Origin of the sequence: Corynebacterium sp. HMSC034H07, from assembly GCF_001815175.1 — a bacterium.
GTDB classification, from domain to species: domain Bacteria; phylum Actinomycetota; class Actinomycetes; order Mycobacteriales; family Mycobacteriaceae; genus Corynebacterium; species Corynebacterium hiratae.
The window spans coordinates 36324-56634 of sequence record NZ_KV819539.1 but is presented as its reverse complement, the minus strand read 5'-3'; the positions used below and the strand labels follow the sequence as shown (position 1 = coordinate 56634).

The window sequence follows — 20311 nt, the reverse complement described above, 5'->3', positions numbered from 1 at the left end:
CCCTGCGTATTAGTCTGGATGACATGACACAACCCCACCTGCTGGGCCCGGTGGAGATCCGCGAGCTCGCCGCTGAGCTCGACGTGACGCCGACAAAGAAGCTGGGCCAGAACTTTCTGCATGATCCCAACACCATCCGGCGCATCGTGGCTGCCGCGGACCTGCAACCGGAGGACCGCGTGGTGGAAGTTGGACCTGGTTTGGGTTCGCTGACCTTGGGACTACTGGGCGAAGTCGAGCACGTGACGGCCGTGGAGATTGACCCGCGGCTGGCAGGCAAGCTCCCAGATACCGTGGCGGCGCGGGCAGCCAACTTTGCGGATCGCCTCACCGTGGTGGAGAAGGACGCACTCACCGTTGAGGCTGGTGAGTTGGGGGGGCCGACCGCCTTGGTAGCCAACTTGCCCTACAACGTGGCGGTGCCGGTGCTGCTCCACCTGCTGGAGGTCTACCCATCCATTCGCCGCGTCCTGGTCATGGTGCAGCTGGAAGTAGCTGAGCGCCTCGCCGCCGCGCCGGGCAGCAAGGTCTATGGCATCCCCAGCGTGAAAGCATCCTTCTATGGACCGGTTCGCCAGGCCGGCACGATTGGCAAGAACGTGTTTTGGCCGGCACCTAAGATTGAGTCAGGGTTGGTGCGCATCGACTGCGCCCGCCCCTTCGACGAGTCACTGCGCCCGCGTCTGTTCGCGCTGATCGACGCCGCCTTTGCCCAACGCCGCAAGACACTTCGCGCCGCCCTGGCAGGTTTCTATGGTTCCGCCGCAGCAGCCGAGGAAGCGCTGCGCGCGGCGGATATCGATCCGCGCCTGCGCGGTGAGAAGCTGGGCGTGGAGGACTTCGTCCGATTGGCGGAAGCCTCATGAGTAGGACAGGAGACGACTCCCCGCAGATCTGGCAGGCGCGCGCCCACGCCAAGGTCAACCTGCACCTGGGGGTGGGGGAGGCACGCGCGGATGGTTTCCATGAGCTGGCTACGGTCTTCCAGTCCCTCGACGTGCATGACCGCATTAGCTACCGCTGGGGCGAGGAAAGCAGCGTGGTGGTCACCGGCAACCACGCGAAGGGTGTGCCGGCGTCAACCGAGAATCTGGCGTGGCGCGCGGTAGAGCTGGTGGCTCACAACCTCATGTTGCCAGCTGCCGGCACGCTCACGATGGAAAAGAACATCCCCGCCGCCGGGGGCATGGCCGGTGGCTCCGCTGATGCCGCGGCCGCCTTGCTTTTGGCCAACCAAGCTTTGAGCACCGAATTCGGCCGTGAAGCCCTCAGCATGGAGAAGCTCTACGAACTCGCCGCGGAACTGGGCTCCGACGTGCCTTTTACCCTCATGGGCGGCACCGCCTTGGGGCGCGGGCGCGGCGAACTCTTGACCCCGATGCTCTCGCGCGGGCGCTATATCTGGGCAATCATCACCAATGCGGAGGGTTTGTCCACACCCACTGTCTTCCGCAAGCTGGATGAGCTGCGCGCTGCCGGCCGTGGAAGCACACCGCACTTGGACACGGAAGCCGTGGGCCAAGCCCTCGTCGGCGGCAACCCCCACGAGCTTGCCGCGGTGATGCACAATGACCTCCAGCCGGCAGCACTCTCTTTGCGTCCGGACTTACGCAAGATTCTCGACACCGGTGAGGCCGCCGGCGCCCTCAAGGGCATCGTTTCCGGGTCTGGGCCTACCTGTGCCTTCCTCTGCGAGGACGAGGAGACCGCACAGGAAGTGGTGGCCCAGGTCTGCGCCGATAACCGCGGAACCCGTGGCCTGGTGACCGCAGGCCCCGCAACCGGAGCAACGCTGGTCTAGCGCCAGCGCTGTAGGTAGCGGTCCTTAGAGGACGGCCATCTCCACGGGCTTGAAGTCGAGCTTGTAGCGCTGCGGCTCCTGGTCACCGAGGAGGTCAAGGACCACCAGTTCTTGCTTGTTCGCATCCGTTACGTAGGCATAGCCGTTTGCCGCCTTGAGGATCGGACCCGGCTGCTGCCACTCCTCGTTTTCCTTCCACGGGGAGATAGCGTCAATCTTCTTTGTTACCTCGCCGGAATCCGGGTCGATGACGTTGAGCTTGCCGTCGGTCGTGAGGACTAAGGCCTCGCCCAGGGGACCGCGGGCCAACGAGCGGAACCAATAGGATTCGCCCAGTTCAACCTTCTTGGCAGAGTAGTCCTCCGTATTGATGAGGGTCACTGAGGTGGGACGCTCGAAGTCGACATCCTTGTCGGTCTTGTTGTCTGCCAAGATGATGTTGGATTCCTCCGAACCCGCAGAATTGCCGGAGCGCTGGTATCCGTCCTTGCCCGCGTAAGCGGAGACGTCGATCTTGTGGAATTCGGTGCCGTCGAAGACGACGGGCCCATCCTCGCAGCCGAAGAAAAGGGAACCGTTGCCGGCGGCAGCTTCGCCGTGGACGCCAGGACACTCAGTGGTTTCCGCAAGGACCTTGCCGGACTTGTCGAGGTGCTGGATGGTGTGGCGCTCGTCTTCCGTGCCCTTCGTGGTGACCACGGAGCCGTCTTTCAGCGGGACGGCCACACCGTGGTGCGCAGCGCCTGTCTCGACGGTGTTGACGGGCTTGGCGTCTTCCTTGCCGATGTCCTCGGTCTTGTAAATCCGTGCCACACCATCGCCGTCGGAGAAGAGCGCGGTAAAGCCGTCGTGGTGAACCACGTGACCGGCGTGCGGTGCGTCGATGGCTGCGCTGAGAAGCTGCGGCTGCGCCGCGTAGTAGTGCTTGTGGTCGCCGTGGGGCTTGGTGATGCGCCCCGTGTCGAAGGTGAGGAAGCTATCGCCCTTGGTCACCATGATGTGGCGGTTATCGCCGGCATCGCTTAGACGGAGGAATGCTTTCAGATCTTCGCTTTCGATGACCTCACCGGTTTCGCCGTCGAGCGTGGTGAGGCCGTTTTTGTGGGAAAGAAGGATACGGTTTGGCAGCTCAGCTACCTCAGTCTCACCTTCCGCGGCTTCGAAGCCGTCATGGCTGTGCTCCCCATCATGGTCATCGTCGTGCTCGGCATGCGCGTGGGAGGCTTCAGCGCTGGAGGGCGACGTGGATTCCTCGCTGTCAGGGGAGGAGCAAGCGGACATGGTGAGGATCGTGGCGGAAAGTGCGGCGCACAGGGCGAGACGTTCTTTTTTCATAGTGTGCCAGAGTATTGGAAGTGAAAATCAATAGCAATAAAGGTAATGGTGCGGGGGTAACCGCGCCGAGGCACTAAGATGAACACTCGATATGGCGAACCTCATTAACCTTGAAAACGTAACCAAGTCCTTTGGGCTTAAGACCCTGCTGGACGGGGTCTCCCTCGGCGTGCAAACCGGTGATCGCATCGGCATCGTCGGCGTCAACGGCGGCGGCAAAACGACGCTGCTGGAAGTTCTCACCGGTATCGAATCCCCAGACTCGGGCCGCGTGTCCCACAACTCGGAATTGCGCATGGCGGTGGTGACCCAGCGCTTTGAATTAGAAGAATCGCTCACCATCGCCCAAGCCATCATTGAGCCGTTGGGCTTGGAGACTTTCGAGTGGGCATCCAACGCGAAGGTGCGCGATGTCCTCGGCGGCCTCGGCATTGTTGACCTAGGGCTAGACACCCCTGTGGGCTCGCTCTCCGGTGGTGAGCGCCGCCGCGTCAACCTGGCTGCCGCACTCGTTCAAGACCTCGACATCGTGGTGCTCGATGAGCCGACCAACCACCTCGACGTCGAAGGTGTGCAATGGCTGGCCAGCCACCTGCTTTCGCGCAAGCTAGCGGTCGTCGTCGTCACGCACGACCGCTGGTTCCTCGACACCGTGGCCACCACTACCTGGGAGGTGCACGACGGTGTCGTCGATGCCTACGAGGGTGGCTATAACGACTGGACCTTTGCCCGCGCCGAGCGCGCCCGCCAAGCCGATGCTATTGAGCAGCGCCGGCAGAACTTGGCCCGCAAGGAGCTGGCGTGGCTGCGTCGCGGAGCGCCGGCGCGTACCTCGAAGCCGCGCTATCGCATCGAGGCAGCCGAGGCACTCATCGCCGACGTCCCCGCACCGCGCGACAAGGTCGAGCTCATGGCCTTTTCCAAGCAGCGCCAGGGACGAGTCGTCATTGAGCTCGAGGACGCAAAGGTCACAACCCCGGACGGTCGCACGCTCGTGGATCACCTCACCTGGCGCTTGGCGCCGGGCGAGCGCATCGGCCTCGTTGGTGTTAACGGTTCGGGCAAGACCACGCTGCTGCGCGCCCTTGCTGGTGAAGTCGAGCTTGCCGCTGGCAAGCGCATCGAGGGCAAGACGGTGCGCCTGGGCTGGCTGCGCCAGGAGCTCGATGATCTGGATCCGGAGCGCCGGCTTCTCGACGCCGTCGAAGACGTCGCCACCTACGTTCACCTAGGCAAGAAGGAACTGTCCGCGTCCCAGCTCGCGGAGCGCCTGGGTTTTTCCGCCAAGCGCCAGCGCACGCCGGTCGGCGACCTCTCCGGCGGTGAGCGCCGCCGTCTGCAGCTGACCCGCGTGCTTATGGCGGAGCCAAACGTGCTGCTTCTCGACGAGCCCACGAACGACCTCGACATCGATACTCTCCAGGAGCTGGAGTCTCTTCTGGACTCGTGGCCGGGCACCTTGGTGGTCATCTCGCACGACCGCTACCTCATCGAGCGCATCGCGGATAACACCTATGCGCTGTTTGGGGATGGCAAGCTCACCAACCTGCCGGGCGGAATCGAGGAATACCTGCGCCGCCGTCAGGAGATGGAGGCCGCCACCGCCCGCGGCGTCCTTGATTTAGGAGAAGCCTCCAAGAACTCTGACGAGCAGAGCGCGGATGCCGCCCCGGCCAAGCGGTTGAGCTCCCAGGAAGAGCGCGAGCTGACCAAGAAGATGAATGCGCTGGAGCGCAAGATGGGCAAGCTCGACGATAAGACGGCGAAGCTGAACGAAAAGATGGCGGTGGCTGCAGAGAAGATGTCCTCAGGTGAGGGGGACAGCGGTGAGCTAGCGAAGCTCGACTCCGAGCTCAAGGCCATTGCCTCTGAGCGCGAAGAGCTAGAAATGGAATGGCTGGAGTTGGGGGAGAAGCTCGAGGGGTAGGCCCAGCCCTACCCGAAGAGAGCCGCGATGCCCAGCATCGCCGGCAGCGAGAGGAAGGTGGTGAGGAAGACCGTATCGCGCGCCACCGTTTCTCCCGACTGGTAGGTCGCGGCATAGTTGTAGACGTTCTGTGCGGTCGGAAGCGCGGCCAAGATCAGCGCTGTGTAGAGCTCGTTGCCGCTCAGCCCCAACGCCAAGCCGGCCGCCAGCGCAATCGCCGGCATAGCAATGAGCTTGAGAACCGTGGCGGTAATCGTCGGCAGGCGGTCAACGGCTAACAGCCCGTCGCCGGTGAGTGAGGCGCCAAAGCTCATCAGGATCATCGGGATGGAGGCACCACCAAGGATCTCGAGCGGAGCCATAATGACGTCGGGGACGTGCCAGCCTGCGGCGGACACGATGAAGCCGGCGATCGCCGCGATGACCACTGGGGCTGTCAACCCTGAGACCACGGAACTTAAAATCGAACGCAGGCTTGTTCCCTGGGCGTTGAGGCCGGCAATGATGAAGGGCGAGAGGACTGCCATTTGCAGCACGAGCGCTGGCACCACAAAGGTGGCATCACCGATGACATAGGTGGCGATGGGCAGCCCGATGTTGACCGAGTTGTAGTAACTGGCCGCGGCCGCGCCGGCCATGGTTTCCGCTCCGCTACGCCGGAAGAATAACGCGCTCAGCACCCAATACAAGGCCATCGTGGCGACCGAAGCTATCGCGATGACGGCGACAACCGGCGAGGCAAAGGCCGAGGTGTCAGAGGTGGCCACGCTGGAAAAGATCAGCGCTGGGGTCGCCGCCCAGAACGCCGTGCGATTGAACTGCAGGCGCGCCTCACCTTCGCCGATAACGCCGCGCCGAGCCATGATGAAGCCCACGCCGATAACCACAAAAATGATGGCGAAACCGGTTAAGACGTCCAGCAACAGTGATCACCTTTCGGATACTCGTTAAAAAATCCATACTAAAGCCAGCCTTGGCTATTCTTCCATGCCGGCATGCAGCCACCGGCAAGTGATAACAAAGTGGTATCGAAAATCCCACATGAGCGGGAAGTCTTTTTCCGCCGAAGCATTTTTGTGGCACGGTGGAAGGCATGAATTCTTTCCGTCGTGTTTCCCGCATGTCCGCCACCGCCGCCGTGGCAGCTACCCTCACCACTGCTCTGTCGGTGTCCGCTGCCCAGGCCGCCCCGGTTAACTCCTCTTCCGCACAGCTGCAGGACGTAAACCAGCTGTCTTCCCAGGCCGTTGAGCAGGTCAACTCTTTAGAGATCGAGCTGCCTGCGCAGGCCTATGACCTGGCGAAGCAGTTTAACGTCCAGTTGCCGGGCTTCATTAAGAAGCCGACCCCGGCCGTCGCCGGCGAACTCGTTGGTGCTACCCACGCCCACCTGCTCAAGCAGGGCCACCACGAGGATGCCAACGCCAAGAACATCGCGCAGGAGTGGGCAAACCAGGCAGCAGCTGGCAAGGTCACCTTCCACGACAATGCAGGCGATGGGCTGACCCACCTGGAGGAGGGCAGCGGCAACATTTACAAGCTCACCGAATCTGAGGCCAAGGAGCGCGTGGACTGGCTCAACCGCGACGTGCCCGTGACCAAGACGGATGGCACCGGCTTCGGCGTCGCCCAAGCTTTTGACGGAACCTACGTCTATGTGGCGGAGTACTTCTTCAACAAATAATCCTCCCGAGAGGCTCTTTTTAAGGCCCTGCTGGAATTGGGCTAGCTCAGTTCAGCCATTGGCGGGGCCTTCTGCACGTTTTCGTGGAGAAGGTTACAGTGGGGCCCATGATTTTGATCAACGTACAGTTCCACGTCAAGCCCGAGTATGCCGAGACCTTCCTCGACGAGATCGACTGGTACACCAAGGCCTGCCAGGCTGAGCCCGGCTGTATCGATTTCAAGTGGTTCCGCGATCCGGAAGACAAGCAGCGCTTCCTGCTCCTCGAGTCCTACAAGGACGGCACCGACGTTGACCACGTCAACACCGAGCACTTCAAGCGCTCCTGCGAGGAGCTCCCGAAGTACCTGGTGGAGACGCCGGACATCATCAACACTCACATCGATGGAAAGACCAATTGGGATAAGATGGCTGAATTCTCCGTATAGGAGAGTGAGCAGCTTGGCTTCCAGTAAGAAGGAAGCACACAAGTAACGGCGAAGCGAGAACGGCCGGGGAGGCACATCCCCGGCCGTTTTCTATGTGCTCAGACCTAGAGGCGAATCACGTCAACTGCCCGAGTTGCCAAAACATGTGCTCCCGCCGCAGGATCTGGCCAGAACTTTGTCAACTTTGGCAGTGCTGCTGGGACAATGCTGCTAGCGCACTGCCCTGATTGGAGAGCAGCTGACTCGAGAGCGGCCGAAGGCTAGAGCGAGCAGGCCGTGGTGCTGGACTTGTCCCCGTTGGCGTACTGCTCGAGGGCGTCGGAAAGCGCCTGCACATACAGCGCTGCGCCCTCGGCCTGTGGGTGCACGCCGTCGTCGTAGAGCAACGCCGGGTTCTCTTGGGCCATGCCGCACCAGTCGGCCACGTAGACGTTGTCGTGCTCCTTTGCGGCCTCGATAATCTCTGCGCGCGCCTGACCCATCCAGTCGCGCTCGCCGTAGGGCACGACGAGGATAACCGTGCGATCGGAACCGAGGATGGTGAGGAGCTCATCCATCTCGCCGTCCGCAGCCGGCCCGTTCGTGCCCAGCCCCACAAAGACGGTGGAGCGTAGCTGTTCAGAGTCCTTCAGCTGCCGGATTTCTGCAATCGCCTCGGCATAGTGGCGGGAAACCTCCGCATCGATGAGGATTCCGGGGAAGCGCTCGTTGAGGGCTTCGGAAGCAGCAAGCATGACCGAATCGCCCACCGCGTTGATCGCCGTGCCCGCAGGCAGTGCGCGCTTCTCCTTCGGCTTCTTGGTCTCTGTTGGTGTTGCCGGGGCCGATGCCGCTGCCTGCTCATTGGCATGGGACATGCGCTCCAATTCTCGTTCCAGCTCGGTCTGGTCCTGTGACGTGACCAGCCCATAGGCCACGCCCAGCGCCGAGAGGAGCACCATGGCGGGCACGGCGGGCCACATGGCCTTGCCGAAACCGTCTTTCATCTCGGCCACCGTGGGGCGCGAAGCCCAATAGGTGCGCCACGTGGCGACATATCCGGCGCGGCGGAAGGGGTTTTCCACGAACTGATACGTCACTTCAGCCAACAGGAAGGACACGGGAAGCGCGAGTAGTCCCAGCAGCCACGCCGGGGCATCAGACAGCTCGCGGAGGATCATCACTACCGGCCAATGCCACAGGTAGAGCGAGAAGGAGCGCTGGCCCAGCCACCGCATCACCCGGGTGCGGAAGAGCCATGTGAGCGGTCCGGTCTCACGCACCACGCCCCAGATCATTGCCGCGCCGAGGAGGCTGGTGAGGACCAGGCCGCCGCGGTAGGTGAACTCAAGGTCCGCGCCCATCCACACCAGCTGCGCCAGGTAACCAACCAGGGCGAGGGCTCCGACGGTGCCGGCGAGAGCACCCATGCTTGTCGACGCCCACGAGTCCGCCTCCGCCTCCTTAGACGTCGAGGTGAGTAGAAGGGATAACAGCGCACCGATGAGGAGGCCGAAGGCATGGGTATCGGTGCCGTAGTAGACACGGGTGGGGTCTTCGCCCGGAGTGAACAGCAGCGCCATCGCGGCAGCGGAGGCGGCGGCGAGGACAAGAGAAAGCGCGATGGGCAGGCGCTTGGGCTGGCGCCGCGACAGAGCAAAAGCGCCAAACATGAGCAGGGGCCATAGGAGGTAGAACTGCTCCTCAACGGCTAGGGACCAGTAGTGGGCGAAGACTTGCACCTCATTGGGCGCAAAATAGGTCTGGCTGGTGGCGATTTGGGTCCAGTTGTTGACGAAGAAAAAGGTACCCAAGAATTGTTCCCGGATCCCCACGGCGAGGTCCCCGCCAATCATCGCGACGAGGGCCGTGCACAGGCATAAAACCACGAGCGCTGCGGGAAGGATGCGCCGGAAGCGCCGGACCCAGAAGTCGGTGAGGCTGATGCGCCCGCTCACGGCGAATTCGCGCACGAGCAGCGAGGTAATGAGGAAGCCGGAGAGGACAAAGAACATATCCACGCCGAGGTATCCGCCGGGGAGCAGATCCCCGAAGAAGTGGTAGAGCACGACCGCCAAGACCGCGAGACCGCGCAGCCCATCCAAGCCCGGTACCGGGCGCAGGCGCGCGCGACGCTGGCGCGTGACGGTGGCAGATTCCTTTGGCACCGCTGGAGTGTCAGCGCCCTTCGTGTTGTCCTGTCGCGCGGCTTGGCGCTGTTCCCGGGAGGGGCGTGGTGTTTTGAGCTGCTTGCTCGTCGGTGTGCCGACGGGCTGCGAGCGCCGCGCCAAGGCGCGCGATATCTCATTCTCAGGCCGTGGTTCGGGGGAACTCTCGGCGGGTGTGGGCTGAGCTGGGGGCTGCGAAGCGGCCTTGGCGATCCGCTCGACAGGCTGAGCCGGACGGGGCTGTTCGTCGCACTGCGGCCGGGTAGATTGAATACGCTGTGGCCGCGTAGCGCGCGGGAGCGGGCGGCGGCGCGGCGAGGGGGTTTCCTCGGCGGCCTCGCGGGCTTTGTGCAGCTTGGCCTTGCGCACAGCGGATGCCTTGGGGAGGGACCCCGGGTCCAGCTCAAGGGAGGTGTCCGTGGCCCGACGAGGGACACGGGGCCCAGGGGATCGCAGGAACTTCTTCACTGAACACTCCACACGTAAGGGATCGGGGGTCTAGGGAACCGGGGTAATCCTACTCGGGTGGTGGCAGAGAATCGGGAAGGTTTCCTGGGAGCGTGTTAGGTGCGCAGAAGCTGGCGCAGCACCGTGCTCACACCATTGTCGGTATTGGCAGGCGCGATAATATCCGCTATTTCCTTCAGCTTCGGATGCGCGTTGTCCATGGCGATAGCCGTCCCAGCGGCACGCAGCATTTCGAGGTCATTGAGGTAGTCACCGAAGGCCACGGTGGCGGTGATTGGAACGTTGGCAAGTTCAGCGAGCTTGAGCAAGGCTGCGCCTTTATCCACGCCGCGGGCCATGACATCGAGCCAGACCTTGCCCGATACCGCCACGTTGTCCTCCGGTACGGCGCGACGAATCGGCTCGTAGAGGTGAGCCTCGGAACCGGATTCGCAGAAGATGGCGATCTTGATGATGTCGCTATTGGGGACGTCGTCCAAGTCGTCGACCCACGTGACCGCCTTGTAATACTTGGAAATCTCCGCGCGTGCTGCCTGCGTGACATCCCGCGCCACGTAGGCGGTCTCCGGAGAACAGAGAACGACGGTGTGTGCCTCGCTGATGGAGGCTGCGGCCTCGCGCGCCGCGCGCACGGTTTCTTCCTGCAGCGGGAAGGTGGCGATGATCTCGCTGCCGCGCAAAATCACCGAGCCGTTCTCGGCAATGAATGTGCCACCCTTTGGGAACATGTCTTGTAGGGTGGCCAGCTGGCGTCCCGAGGCCGGAACCAGCTCGCAGCCGCGGGCAGTGGCGAGCTCCTCAAGCTCTGAAAAGTCTGCGGGCAGCTGACCGTGGGCATCGAGGAGGGTGCCGTCCATGTCAAGAGCAACAAGCTGTGGGAGCAAGAAATTCACACCAATCTGAAGGTTGGGTTTAGAAGCAGGGGTCGATGTTAAAACCAGCCTCAAAAACAGGTGGCTGAAACATGTGTGATATGGAACACTGGTGCGCATGACTACGACTGATCCAGTACTCGTTTCCGTCCGCAACCATACCGGAGTCCTCGAACTCAATCGGCCGAAGGCCCTGAACTCGTTGACCCCGGACATGATCGATATCATCCGCCGCTCCCTCGAAACGTGGGCGCAGGACGATGAGATTGAGCAGGTCCTGATTTACTCCAATAGCCCTAAGGCATTTTGCGCGGGCGGCGATGTGCGTCACGCGCGGGAGGGAATCGCGGAAGGCAAGCTGGAGGAGGTCGATGCCTTCTTCGCCAGCGAGTACCTCACTAACGGTGATATCGCAGAGTTCCCGAAGCCCTATATCGCCGTCATCGACGGTGTTGTCATGGGCGGTGGATTGGGCATTTCCCTGCACGGCTCGCACCGCGTGGTGACGGAAAAGGCCTTCGCCTCGATGCCGGAGATGAACATCGGCTATGTCACCGACGTCGGTGTGGCCTATGCGGCCCAGCGCATGGTGGGCACCCGCGGTATCGCCTCACCGGGCTTGGCCAAGTTCTGGGGTCTTAGTGGATACCGCATGTATGCCGCAGACATGTTGTGGACTGGCGTGGCAACCCACGTTGTCAAGGATGCACACGAGCTGATTGAGGCCGCCATTGAGCGCGGTATTGATGCCGCGCTGGAGGACCTCGCCCTGCCCGCACCCGAAGAGCCCGCCCCGCTGGAGCAGGTGGCCAAGGACCTGGAGGAGACGTTTGCCCTGCCAACGTGGGAGGAAATCTCCGCGGAGCTGGACAAGCGCCCGCTCATTGCCGGTGAGGTCCGCCGCCTTATGGCAGGGGCGTGCCCAGCTGCCATTATCGCGGCTAACGAGCTTTATGAGGCAGAGGCCGGTGTCGACGACATTCGCGAGGCCCTCCTTTTGGAACTCAAGCTGGGCATGCACATGTACCGCCGTCCCGACTTTTCTGAGGGCGTGCGCGCGGTACTAGTGGACAAGACCCAGGACGCAGCGTTTAACCCGGCCACCACAGAGGAGGTTGACGTCGAGGAGTTCCGCGCCGTGCTGAACTCCTAACGCTCCCAGCCGCTCACGCACTCAGCGCTGTCCGAGCACTTATAGGGGGCGCGCCCGGTGGTAGGCAGCGCGCGCCCGCTGCTCGTCCACGCCTGCCGGCACCGCAACGTTGAGGGTGGCTTGCGTGGCCGCCGGAGTCGGTGCGGGGAGGTGGAACGCGGGGGCATCGGACAGCGCGAGGCCTTGGCGGCCGTCGGGAAGCTGCACTGGCAGCAAGGTCCACAGGCCCAGAACTGGCATGGCCAGCTGTGGCAAGCGTGCAGAGCGTGCCTCAGTGATGGACACGCGGGCCCGAATCAACTCGGGGATAGCCTGGTCATATCCGAAGCGGCGCAGGTTCGCCGCTGCTTGGGCGGACATGGAGCTGGACAGCTCATCTGCCCAGGCCCAGGTGAAGGCGTTCGTGGAGGCGTCGATCGTCGCGATGAGGTGCGCGGGCACCGTGAGCGAGCCGTAATCGGAGTTCACCACGGTCCGCGACGTAACAGGATCAAGGTCCGCCCACAGGTTGGGGAAGCGGGCCTCCAAGAAGAAGTTGTGCTCGGTGGCGAGGAAGTGGGCGTCGGCCAACACCTCGCGCGCGCTGAGCCCAACGCGGCCCGGGGCCTGGGGGAGACCTACGATCCGGGAGCCGTGGAAAAGCGCGAGATTTTCCGCGTGGCTCTGCAGAATGCCCAGGTAGGAGGACAACTCGGCGGTGGCTAGGCGCTCGTCGACCCCACCGGCGACGTCCCCTGAGTGCTCAATTCCGGCCAGGATGCTCACCCGAGGATCCGGGTTAATCTCCGCGAAATCGACGGCGACCAATGCTTCGCCATCGCCCTGTGGGACGCGGACAACAGGCCGGTCGCCCACCAGCCGTCGTGCCAAGCCGCGCAGCAGGGCAGAGTCAGGTTGTGGCCCGTGGAATTCCGGCTGCGGTGCGTGCTCTGCCATGCCGGTGGCCCAGCGAAGCTCCCCGTTGTGGATGGTGGCAAGACGCAGTCCATCGAAATCATAGACCCCGGAATCAGTGCTAAAACGCACGACGGCGCGCTGATCCAGGTCTGGCTGCCCTTCCTCCGAGGCTGCTGATACGGAATCGGTGGGAATGAAATTCACCTCGACGTCGCGAACGACGCCTAGGCGTGAGGCAAACGTGGCGTCGATGCCGGCTTGGATAAAGGCGCCAGCGGAGTACAGGTTCTGGGCTGAATCCATGGGTCTCCTTGACTAGTTTGTATTCCTGCGGAAGGGGTGCTCGATGGCCTCCTCGTAGGCCTGAAGGAGGGCTTGGGTGGATTCTACCCAGGAATGTTTTTCAGCTTCGCGGCGGGCGGCCTGTCCCATCTGCGCCCGGCGGGAGGAATCACGCAGGAGGCCGAGAGCGGCGCTGGCCCACGCGGTGTCGTCAGCGTCGGGCTCGATGAGATGTCCTGTGACGCCTTCTTCGATAACGAAGGGGATGCCGCCGGCATTCGTGCCGATGACCGGAACCCCAGAGGCGAAGGACTCGAGAGCCACGAGTCCCAAGGTCTCTGTGGCGGAGGGGAAGAGGAAGACATCCCCCACGGCGAAGGCGGCGGCGAGCTCCTCGCCGGAGAGGTAGCCCGTGAATACGGTGTGCGCAGGATCGAAGTTGGACTTGAGCTCCTCCAAGGCGGGGCCATCGCCGACGATGGCCAGGCGGGCGTCGCTAAGCTGTGCCCTCACCAGTTCCATCACGTGATCGAGGCGTTCCAAGTCCTTCTCCTTGGAGACGCGGCCGATATAGGTCACCAACGGGGAATCCGGGTTACCGTCGGTCAGGCGCTCGCGCATCTGTTCCGTGGCGCGACTGGGGTGATAGGTCTGCGTATCAACAGCCTTGGGCCACAGCTGCACGTTGCGGATCCCCATCATCCGAGCCTTATCCACCATGGGGCCGGAGGTGCACAGGTTCACCGCAGCCTGGTTGTGCAGATACTTCAGCGCGGCTTCGGTCAGCGGCCTAGTCCACCCAATCCCCAGCGCTTCAACGTACTCGGGGACATTGGTGTGGAAGCTGGCTACCAGCGGTACGGCATCGCGCTGCGCGGCAAAGACGCCGAGGGCCGCGGTCCAAATGGGATTGACCGCGTGGATGACATCGGGATCGAAATCCCGGATTTCCTTGAAGAATTTCCACGAGGGCAAACCGAATTTAATCTCCGGGTAGACCCACAGCGACAAACTGGGGATGCGGGTGACCTCGAAGCCGGCATAGGTGTCAGGGGCCTTGCCTGTGGCAAAAATCCGCACCTCATGGCCCATCGCGGCCAGCTGGTCCAGCGTGCGCGTCAGGCGGGTGACCACGCCGTCGATCTTGGGCAGGAAGACCTCGGTAACGATAGCGATGCGCACGAAGGTTTAAGCCTCCGCAGCGTCCGCGCCGTTGGCCAAGGCTTCGGGAACACCAGCGTGCTGCTGGCGCGTCCACAGCGACTGGGCTGGAATCTTGGAGCGGTCAACACGGTCGGCGTACTTACGCGCGACTTCCTCCACCTCGTGGAGCAACCCCTCCGACAAAGTGGTCGGCTCCAGGCCGAGCTCGAGGAACGTGTCGTTGGTGACGTGGAGTTCATTCTCTGCGGATTCCTTGCGCGGGTTCGGCACATAAGCCACTTCCGCACCAGAGATCTTCGCCAGTAGTTCTGCCAGGTCACGCACGCGGTGGGTTTCGGTCATCTGGTTGATGATCTTGACGCGCTCCCCGCGTGCCGGCGGATTCTGCAGGGCTAGCTCGATGCAGCGCACCATGTCACGAATGTGAATAAAGGCGCGGGTCTGTCCGCCGGTGCCGTGGACGGTCAGCGGATAACCAATGCCGGCCTGAATGAGGAAGCGGTTGAGCACCGTTCCGTAGTCACCGTCATAATCAAAGCGGTTAATGAGGCGCTCGTCCTTCTGGGTCTGCTCAGTGTGCGTGCCCCAGATGATGCCCTGGTGTAGGTCGGTGATGCGCAGCTCATCATTCTTGGTGTAGTAGGCAAACAGGTGCTGGTCCAGGACCTTCGTCATGTGGTAGACCGAGCCCGGGTTGGAGGGGTAGAGGATTTGCTGCTTGACGACGCCATTCTCGCCCGCATCCACCTGCACATCCAGGTAGCCCTCCGGAATCTTCATACCGGCGGTGCCGTAGCCGTAGACACCCATGGTGCCCAAGTGGGCGACGTGGATATCTTGCTCAGATTCCACGATGGCGGCGAGCAAGTTGTGGGTGGCGTTGATGTTGTTATCCACCGTGTAGCGTTTGGTGCGCGAATTCTTCATGGAATAGGGGGCGGCGCGCTGCTCAGCGAAGTGCACCACCGCATCCGGGTGTTCGGTATTCAGGAACTCCAGCAAGCCGTCGTAGTCCTGGGCCACGTCGAGGTTACGGAAGCCGATGGTCTTGCCGGAAACCTCGGTCCACGCGGCCAGGCGATCCTCAATGGAGGCGATGGGTGTTAAGGATTCCGCGCCCAACTCCTCATCGATGGCGCGCCGGGAGAGGTTATCCACGATGATGACCTCGTGGCCTTGGTCGGAGAGATAAAGGGAAGCGGGCCAACCGCAGAAGCCGTCTCCGCCGAGAATCGCTACCTTCATTACTTATCTCTCCATTTTCACTGTCGGGGGCATGAGCTATGGCGCCGCCGCGATGGGGGAGAAACCCGTCGCGGCGGCAAGCACTTTTCAATACCTTACCGTTTACGGCCTTCACATGAGGGCCCTTAACGGTAAACAGTGAGTGAATGTTTCCTCAGGCTGCACCGTTAAGCCGAGGCATGGCGCAAAGCGCTGAAGGCCCGGTGGACCAATTCCTCGGGAGCGTATTCGCCCTGGGTGAGAAATGGCCGCGAGCACTCCTTCAGCGCCACCAATGCTGCACCGGCGCTGGCTTGCAGGAGAACCGCCGTGTGGAAAGTATCCCGTTGCGGGAAGCGCTCGTGAAACGCCATGAGGACACCGCGCGCCACGTTCACATACTTCTCCTTTTCTTCGGTTGAGGTGCTGAGGTTTTCTAGGGTTTCACCTATGCGGAAGAGGGGAGGCAGCGAATGCAGCTCTGTGTGGTCGTTGACCAGAGAATCGAGGACGACCTTTTCGAAGAGCTCTGTAATATCCTTCGCATCTGGGTGAAGAGAGGGGACCTGGGTGGTGAACTCCTCGAGCACCTCTGCTGTGAAGTAGAGCAGGGCGTCCGCTGTTGAGCTGAAATAGTTATGGAAGGTGCGGGCGGAGACCCCAGCGGCGTCGGCGATGGCACTCACCGTTACCGCATCACTGCCCTGTGCCAGGGCGAGGCTTGCGGAGGCGTCGGCAAGCGCGCGACGCGTCGCTTCCTTCTTAGTCTCCCGCAGGCTAGCCATTCTGTACCTTCTCCTTGCCCTTCACCTTGTCCTGTTGATAAGCCACGAGCGCCTCGCGGTTCGAAGACAATGCCTCGCCCTCGATATCGAGGTTCGGGGTGATCTTATCCAACCACTTCGGGTAATACCACGCGCGGGAATCCAGGATGAACATGGTGGCCGGGATGATGAGCATGCGGACGACGAAGGCATCGAAGAGCACACCCACGGCGAGGGCAAAGCCCATCGTCTTAATGAAAGGTTCATCCATGAGGATGAATGCGGCGAACACCGAGATCATGATGAGGGCCGCGGCGGTCACCACGCGGGCGCCGTGCTTGAAGCCGTTCGATGTAGCATTGCCCGCCGTCTTGCCGTGCGCATAGCCCTCGCGCATTCGGGTCACGAGGAAGACCTGGTAGTCCATAGCGAGGCCGAAGGTGAGGCCGATGAGCATGATGGGCAGGAAGGACAGGAGCGGCTGCGGGTCGTCGATGATGCCGAACATGCCCTCCTGGAAAATCGCTACCGTCACACCGAAGGCTGCGCCCATGGACAGGGCGAAACCGGCGGCTGCGATGAGCGGGACCCACAGGGAGCGGAAGACCAGCATGAGAACGAGGAAGGCGAGGCCCAAGACGATGGCGATGTAGGGGACCAGGACATCGCTGAGCTTCTGTGAAATGTCATCGAAGATCGGCGTAATGCCCGTGATGCCGTAGCTGCCGCCGGTGGAATCCTCAAACTCCTTCTGATAGTCCCGAAGGTGATTCAGCGTCTCGGTTGTCTCCGGATCGGTCGCACCGGTGGTCGGGGTGATCATGACTTGAGCGGCATCGCCGTTCTCCGTGGTCTGCACAATCTGTGCGTTTTCCACGCCGTCAGTGCTCTGAATCTTGGTCAGCAGCTCCTGGAAGGCCGGCATGCGGTCCTGCTCGGCCACGTTGGCGACGTCGACGAAAGCGATCATCGGGGCGTTGCGGCCCGGGCCGAAGGCTTCTTCGGTCATCTCGTAGGCATCGCGCTGTGGGGTGCCCAGCTTGGCGGTGCCGTCGGTTGGCATGGCCAGGCGCAGGTTCGCGGCTGGGACGGCCAGGATGCCCAAGAGAACAACGCCGGCAATGAGGTGCAGCCACGGGTGCGCGCGGATGCGGCGGACCCACAGCAGGCCCATGGTGGGCTTTTCATCTTCCGGGTCCGGAACCTTGGGGCCCGGAACGCGCCAGGCGAAGACCTTGGTACCGAGCAATCCCAGTAGGCCCGGGATGAAGGTCAGTGCCACACATACTGCGATGATGACGGTGGCGGCTGCGGCCAGCGCCATGGTGGAGAGGAACGGGATACCGATGATGGTGAGCGCAGCCAGAGCAATGACCACGGTAACTCCGGCGAACACCACGGAGGAACCGGCAGTGCCCAAAGCCATGCCCATGGCGTGTGCACGGGTAGCCCTGTCCATCTTCTTGAGCTCCTGTGCCAGCTCCTTGGGGCTCAAATCATTGAGGCCGGAGGATGTGATGAGCTCGTTGCGGAAGCGGTTCACAATGAACAGGGCGTAGTCAATACCAACGGCCAAGCCGATCATGGACGCCAGGGTGGGGGTCATGTCGGAGATGGTGTCAGTGAACAGGGTGCACAACTGAACACCGAGGATGCCGATGCCCACGCCAATGACCGCAGAAATCAGCGGCATACCGGCGGCAACGAAAGAACCGAAGGTGATGAGCAAGACTACTGCGGCAACGATGATGCCGATGAGCTCCGCAGAGCCATTCATGCCCTCGGCCGCGCCGTTGAAGGCATTGCCGGAATACTTGACGGTGAGATCGCTGGCGTCGCCGTCATAGTCATTGAGCACGTCGGTGACCTTGGTGAGGTCCTCGGCAGGGATGTCCATGACGTTGTCGGAATCAAACGTGATGGACACGGTGCCGGTGCGCTTGTCTTCGCTCAGCGGGGAAAGCTGCTGCAGGTTCTTATCGATCTGTTCCTGCGGCATGCCTTGGGCGGCCATCTTCTCGCTCATCTGCTGCTGCATTCCGGCAGCTGCCATGACTGGGCTGACGAGCGAGTCAGTGTCCTTGAGGACATCGGTGCCTTTAAGCTCAGCCAGCAGCTTGTCGACGTCCCCCGCGACCTCTGGGTCTTCCAAGGTCTTGCCTTCGGGGGCCTGGATGATGACGTCGCCGACGGGCTCACTCATAGCGTCGGTTTCGGTGCCGAAGCGCTCCATCATCTCTTCTTGAGTGACGGTGGAGTCCATGTCGGGCATGGCGAAGTTCGGGTTAGGGGACTTGGCAAAGCCTGCAACGAGTCCGCCGAAGGCGATGAGGAGTACCAGCCAGAAGGCGAGGAAAGGCCATACCGTGCGGTAGGACCAACTGCCTAAGCGGTAAAGGAATTTAGACATACGTGTTCCTTGGTTTAAGTGGTAGTGAAAATTTCAACTGCAATGAAACATTGCACAGTGTATGCAAAGTTGCGCTATGTGTGCAAACGGCATGGGTGGCCCTCGATGAGGCCGTGCTAGGCGCGTGTCCACGCGGTGCTTTGGATAAGTTCTGGAAGGGCGCCCTGTACACTGGCGCGCATGCTTGAAGCCGTGCTCAATGCCTTTGCCGATTCCGTCAACGCCTTATTGATCGGAATCTTGGTGGCCATCGGCATCATGCTTCCGCGGGGCAGCTACCGCAAGATCGCGGCCCTCGTCATCGTCGGTGACTGGTTCGGCGTGCTCACCGCCGCTGCTGTGGTGATGTTCGTCTTCGTCGGTATCCAGGACAAGGTGGCCGCCGCGCTGGAATCACCGCTGCTTGGTTGGGGTCTGGTGGTCATCGGCCTGGGGCTGGGCCTTCTGGCCTGGCGCTCCAAGGGCGAACCCAATGACATGGTGCAGAAACTCCTCGGCCCACTGCGCACGCCCTCGGCCAAGACTGTCGCGGTGGGCTATGCCATGGGTGTTATCCAGTCCTTGACCTCCGTACCCTTTTTCTATGGGCTGATGCACCTTGCTGCCGGGGATTTCAGCAACACCGTTAAATACGGAGGCCTTTTCTTCTATGCCACCTTCGCGCTCTCGCTGCCCACGGTGTGCGGGCTTTTCATCGCGCTTGTGCGGGCGAAGCCAGACTCCTGGGCTGGTCGCGCCTTCGCGTGGGCGCGGGAAAACTCTGCAGCAGTGGCACTATGGAGCGGCTACGGAGTGGCCGCCTTCCTGGTGGTGATGGGTCTCGTTGCTCTTCTATAACGAGCCGGCTGGTGGGCAAGAGTTCAAAAGTGAACTGCCCTAGTTGCCAAAGTTCTGGTCAGTTTTTGCGGCGGACTCGGGAGTTTTGTCAACAACGGCAGTTGCGGTGCTAGTCGTAGAGGACTTCGTCGAGGGGGAGGGCGTCGCCATGCGGCGCCTGATTCTTAGCAATGTCGACGTAGCGCGCGGCGTGCGGGATGAAGGCGGCGGATTCCTCAGGGCTCAACGCACGGCGCACCTTGGCGGGCACCCCGGCGGCCAAGGCACCGGCGGGAATGTTTTGGCCCTCGAGCACCACCGCGCCGGCGGCGATGAGAGAGCCTGTGCCCACGGTGGAGCCGGAAAGCAAAGAAGACTTCATTCCAACCAGCGTGCCCGCGCCCACCCGCGTGCCGTGGAGCATGGCCATGTGGCCCACGGTGACGTCATCCTCCAGTACACACGGCGCAGTGGCTTCGACGTGGATGACGCAGTTGTCTTGGATATTGACGCGGGCGCCAAGGCGAATGGCACCAACATCCCCGCGCAGCACGCTGCCATAGAACACGGAAGAATCTGGCCCGATGGTGACGTCACCGATGATGGTGGCATTCGGTGCTATCCAGGCGCTGCGGTGGATGCGGGGCGTGTGCCCTTGGAAGGGGAGGATGAGCATGGCGGACTAGCTTTCTTCAGGGGTGGGTTCGACGGACACAGCGAGTGACTCGGATATTTCATAATCGCCGGGCTCGGCGTTGAGTTGGGACAGCGTTTCTCTTTCTGCGGGCGACAACGGGATGGCCCATCCCTTCTTGGGGTCGTGGACGGGACGCTGCTCCTTAGTCGTGGGGGAGAGATGCACCGTGGTCTGAGAGCCGCGTAATTGCGCGGGCTCGCCGGAGCGTGCCACCTCGCTGAGCACCTGCGCACCGGCTGGGG

The 20311-nt window shown here is 62.2% G+C and carries 17 protein-coding genes and 1 pseudogene; 7 read left to right on the top strand and 11 right to left on the bottom strand.

Translation table 11 applies throughout. The features are described from left to right. The first annotated feature begins 23 nt into the window (after positions 1 to 23). Together rsmA and HMPREF3009_RS10770 are read left to right on the top strand one after the other, a co-directional pair. Positions 24 to 866, top strand: a complete 843-nt coding sequence (gene rsmA, locus HMPREF3009_RS10775) for a 16S rRNA (adenine(1518)-N(6)/adenine(1519)-N(6))-dimethyltransferase RsmA (protein WP_070681875.1) — start codon at positions 24 to 26, stop codon at positions 864 to 866. Further along, the gene (locus HMPREF3009_RS10770; protein WP_046646939.1) at positions 863 to 1801 is read left to right on the top strand and encodes a 4-(cytidine 5'-diphospho)-2-C-methyl-D-erythritol kinase; all 939 of its coding nucleotides are present in this window, start codon (positions 863 to 865) and stop codon (positions 1799 to 1801) included. The genes rsmA and HMPREF3009_RS10770 overlap by 4 nt, the downstream gene beginning before the upstream one ends. 24 nt (positions 1802 to 1825) lie before the next feature. Here the strand turns inward: HMPREF3009_RS10770 and HMPREF3009_RS10765 are convergent, their stop codons facing one another. After that, complete coding sequence (locus HMPREF3009_RS10765) at positions 1826 to 3136, bottom strand: NHL repeat-containing protein (protein ID WP_070510391.1); 1311 nt, start codon at positions 3134 to 3136, stop codon at positions 1826 to 1828. Between the two features lie 91 nt (positions 3137 to 3227). Here HMPREF3009_RS10765 and HMPREF3009_RS10760 point away from each other — a divergent pair, with 91 nt between their 5' ends. Further along, positions 3228 to 5063, top strand: coding sequence for an ABC-F family ATP-binding cassette domain-containing protein (locus tag HMPREF3009_RS10760; RefSeq protein ID WP_070510389.1), 1836 nt, complete (start codon positions 3228 to 3230; stop codon positions 5061 to 5063). 8 nt (positions 5064 to 5071) lie between these two features. On the opposite strand, the gene HMPREF3009_RS10755 is transcribed toward HMPREF3009_RS10760, so the two are convergent. Continuing rightward, positions 5072 to 5986: an AEC family transporter gene (locus HMPREF3009_RS10755; protein ID WP_046646938.1), complete on the bottom strand. Its 915-nt coding sequence runs from the start codon at positions 5984 to 5986 to the stop codon at positions 5072 to 5074. Between the two features lie 170 nt (positions 5987 to 6156). Between HMPREF3009_RS10755 and HMPREF3009_RS10750 the strand changes: the two genes are divergently transcribed. After that, complete coding sequence (locus tag HMPREF3009_RS10750; RefSeq protein ID WP_070510387.1) at positions 6157 to 6747, top strand: hypothetical protein; 591 nt, start codon at positions 6157 to 6159, stop codon at positions 6745 to 6747. Between the two features lie 107 nt (positions 6748 to 6854). Next, a complete protein-coding gene (locus HMPREF3009_RS10745; protein ID WP_070510385.1) occupies positions 6855 to 7175 on the top strand; it encodes a putative quinol monooxygenase in 321 nt (106 codons plus the stop codon). A 260-nt stretch (positions 7176 to 7435) separates the two neighbouring features. Here the strand turns inward: HMPREF3009_RS10745 and HMPREF3009_RS10740 are convergent, their stop codons facing one another. Then, positions 7436 to 9691 (bottom strand): acyltransferase family protein, encoded by a 2256-nt coding sequence (locus HMPREF3009_RS10740; RefSeq protein WP_232761098.1) that lies wholly within the window; start codon positions 9689 to 9691, stop codon positions 7436 to 7438. Positions 9692 to 9885: 194 nt separating this feature from the next. Then, entirely contained in the window at positions 9886 to 10683 is a 798-nt protein-coding gene (locus HMPREF3009_RS10735; RefSeq protein ID WP_232761096.1) for an HAD-IIB family hydrolase, read from the bottom strand. A gap of 97 nt (positions 10684 to 10780) precedes the next feature. On the opposite strand from HMPREF3009_RS10735, the gene HMPREF3009_RS10730 reads away from it, so the two are divergent. Beyond that, positions 10781 to 11815, top strand: a complete 1035-nt coding sequence (locus tag HMPREF3009_RS10730; RefSeq protein ID WP_070510383.1) for an enoyl-CoA hydratase/isomerase family protein — start codon at positions 10781 to 10783, stop codon at positions 11813 to 11815. 39 nt (positions 11816 to 11854) lie between these two features. On the opposite strand, the gene HMPREF3009_RS10725 is transcribed toward HMPREF3009_RS10730, so the two are convergent. The 5 genes from HMPREF3009_RS10725 to HMPREF3009_RS10705 all read right to left on the bottom strand — a co-directional run bounded on the left by HMPREF3009_RS10725 (position 11855) and on the right by HMPREF3009_RS10705 (position 18556). Continuing rightward, a complete protein-coding gene (locus HMPREF3009_RS10725) occupies positions 11855 to 13015 on the bottom strand; it encodes a DUF6882 domain-containing protein (RefSeq protein ID WP_070681872.1) in 1161 nt (386 codons plus the stop codon). 12 nt (positions 13016 to 13027) lie between these two features. After that, entirely contained in the window at positions 13028 to 14176 is a 1149-nt protein-coding gene (locus HMPREF3009_RS10720) for a glycosyltransferase family 4 protein (protein WP_070546183.1), read from the bottom strand. A gap of 6 nt (positions 14177 to 14182) precedes the next feature. Continuing rightward, positions 14183 to 15403, bottom strand: coding sequence for an NAD-dependent epimerase/dehydratase family protein (locus HMPREF3009_RS10715; protein ID WP_070681869.1), 1221 nt, complete (start codon positions 15401 to 15403; stop codon positions 14183 to 14185). Positions 15404 to 15570: 167 nt separating this feature from the next. After that, entirely contained in the window at positions 15571 to 16167 is a 597-nt protein-coding gene (locus HMPREF3009_RS10710; protein ID WP_070681866.1) for a TetR/AcrR family transcriptional regulator, read from the bottom strand. Further along, the gene (locus tag HMPREF3009_RS10705) at positions 16160 to 18556 is read right to left on the bottom strand and encodes an MMPL family transporter (RefSeq protein WP_070681863.1); all 2397 of its coding nucleotides are present in this window, start codon (positions 18554 to 18556) and stop codon (positions 16160 to 16162) included. Before HMPREF3009_RS10705 ends, HMPREF3009_RS10710 begins: the two co-directional genes overlap by 8 nt. Before the next feature lie 180 nt (positions 18557 to 18736). Between HMPREF3009_RS10705 and HMPREF3009_RS10700 the strand changes: the two genes are divergently transcribed. Beyond that, on the top strand, positions 18737 to 19393 hold the full coding sequence (locus tag HMPREF3009_RS10700) for a sulfite exporter TauE/SafE family protein (protein ID WP_046646929.1): 657 nt from the start codon (positions 18737 to 18739) through the stop codon (positions 19391 to 19393). A gap of 109 nt (positions 19394 to 19502) precedes the next feature. Here the strand turns inward: HMPREF3009_RS10700 and HMPREF3009_RS10695 are convergent, their stop codons facing one another. Then, a complete protein-coding gene (locus HMPREF3009_RS10695; protein ID WP_070681860.1) occupies positions 19503 to 20048 on the bottom strand; it encodes a gamma carbonic anhydrase family protein in 546 nt (181 codons plus the stop codon). Positions 20049 to 20054: 6 nt separating this feature from the next. Continuing rightward, positions 20055 to 20311, bottom strand: a pseudogene (locus HMPREF3009_RS10690) (hypothetical protein); the annotation flags it as partial.

Excerpts from the sequence above, each read along its gene's own strand:
- rsmA (WP_070681875.1), top strand. The coding sequence starts at position 24 with ATGACACAACCCCACCTGCTGGGCCCGGTGGAGATCCGCGAGCTCGCC.
- HMPREF3009_RS10770 (WP_046646939.1), top strand. The coding sequence starts at position 863 with ATGAGTAGGACAGGAGACGACTCCCCGCAGATCTGGCAGGCGCGCGCC.
- HMPREF3009_RS10765 (WP_070510391.1), bottom strand. The coding sequence starts at position 3,136 with ATGAAAAAAGAACGTCTCGCCCTGTGCGCCGCACTTTCCGCCACGATC.
- HMPREF3009_RS10760 (WP_070510389.1), top strand. The coding sequence starts at position 3,228 with ATGGCGAACCTCATTAACCTTGAAAACGTAACCAAGTCCTTTGGGCTT.
- HMPREF3009_RS10750 (WP_070510387.1), top strand. The coding sequence starts at position 6,157 with ATGAATTCTTTCCGTCGTGTTTCCCGCATGTCCGCCACCGCCGCCGTG.
- HMPREF3009_RS10745 (WP_070510385.1), top strand. The coding sequence starts at position 6,855 with ATGATTTTGATCAACGTACAGTTCCACGTCAAGCCCGAGTATGCCGAG.
- HMPREF3009_RS10730 (WP_070510383.1), top strand. The coding sequence starts at position 10,781 with ATGACTACGACTGATCCAGTACTCGTTTCCGTCCGCAACCATACCGGA.
- HMPREF3009_RS10725 (WP_070681872.1), bottom strand. The coding sequence starts at position 13,015 with ATGGATTCAGCCCAGAACCTGTACTCCGCTGGCGCCTTTATCCAAGCC.
- HMPREF3009_RS10715 (WP_070681869.1), bottom strand. The coding sequence starts at position 15,403 with ATGAAGGTAGCGATTCTCGGCGGAGACGGCTTCTGCGGTTGGCCCGCT.
- HMPREF3009_RS10710 (WP_070681866.1), bottom strand. The coding sequence starts at position 16,167 with ATGGCTAGCCTGCGGGAGACTAAGAAGGAAGCGACGCGTCGCGCGCTT.
- HMPREF3009_RS10705 (WP_070681863.1), bottom strand. The coding sequence starts at position 18,556 with ATGTCTAAATTCCTTTACCGCTTAGGCAGTTGGTCCTACCGCACGGTA.
- HMPREF3009_RS10700 (WP_046646929.1), top strand. The coding sequence starts at position 18,737 with ATGCTTGAAGCCGTGCTCAATGCCTTTGCCGATTCCGTCAACGCCTTA.
- HMPREF3009_RS10695 (WP_070681860.1), bottom strand. The coding sequence starts at position 20,048 with ATGCTCATCCTCCCCTTCCAAGGGCACACGCCCCGCATCCACCGCAGC.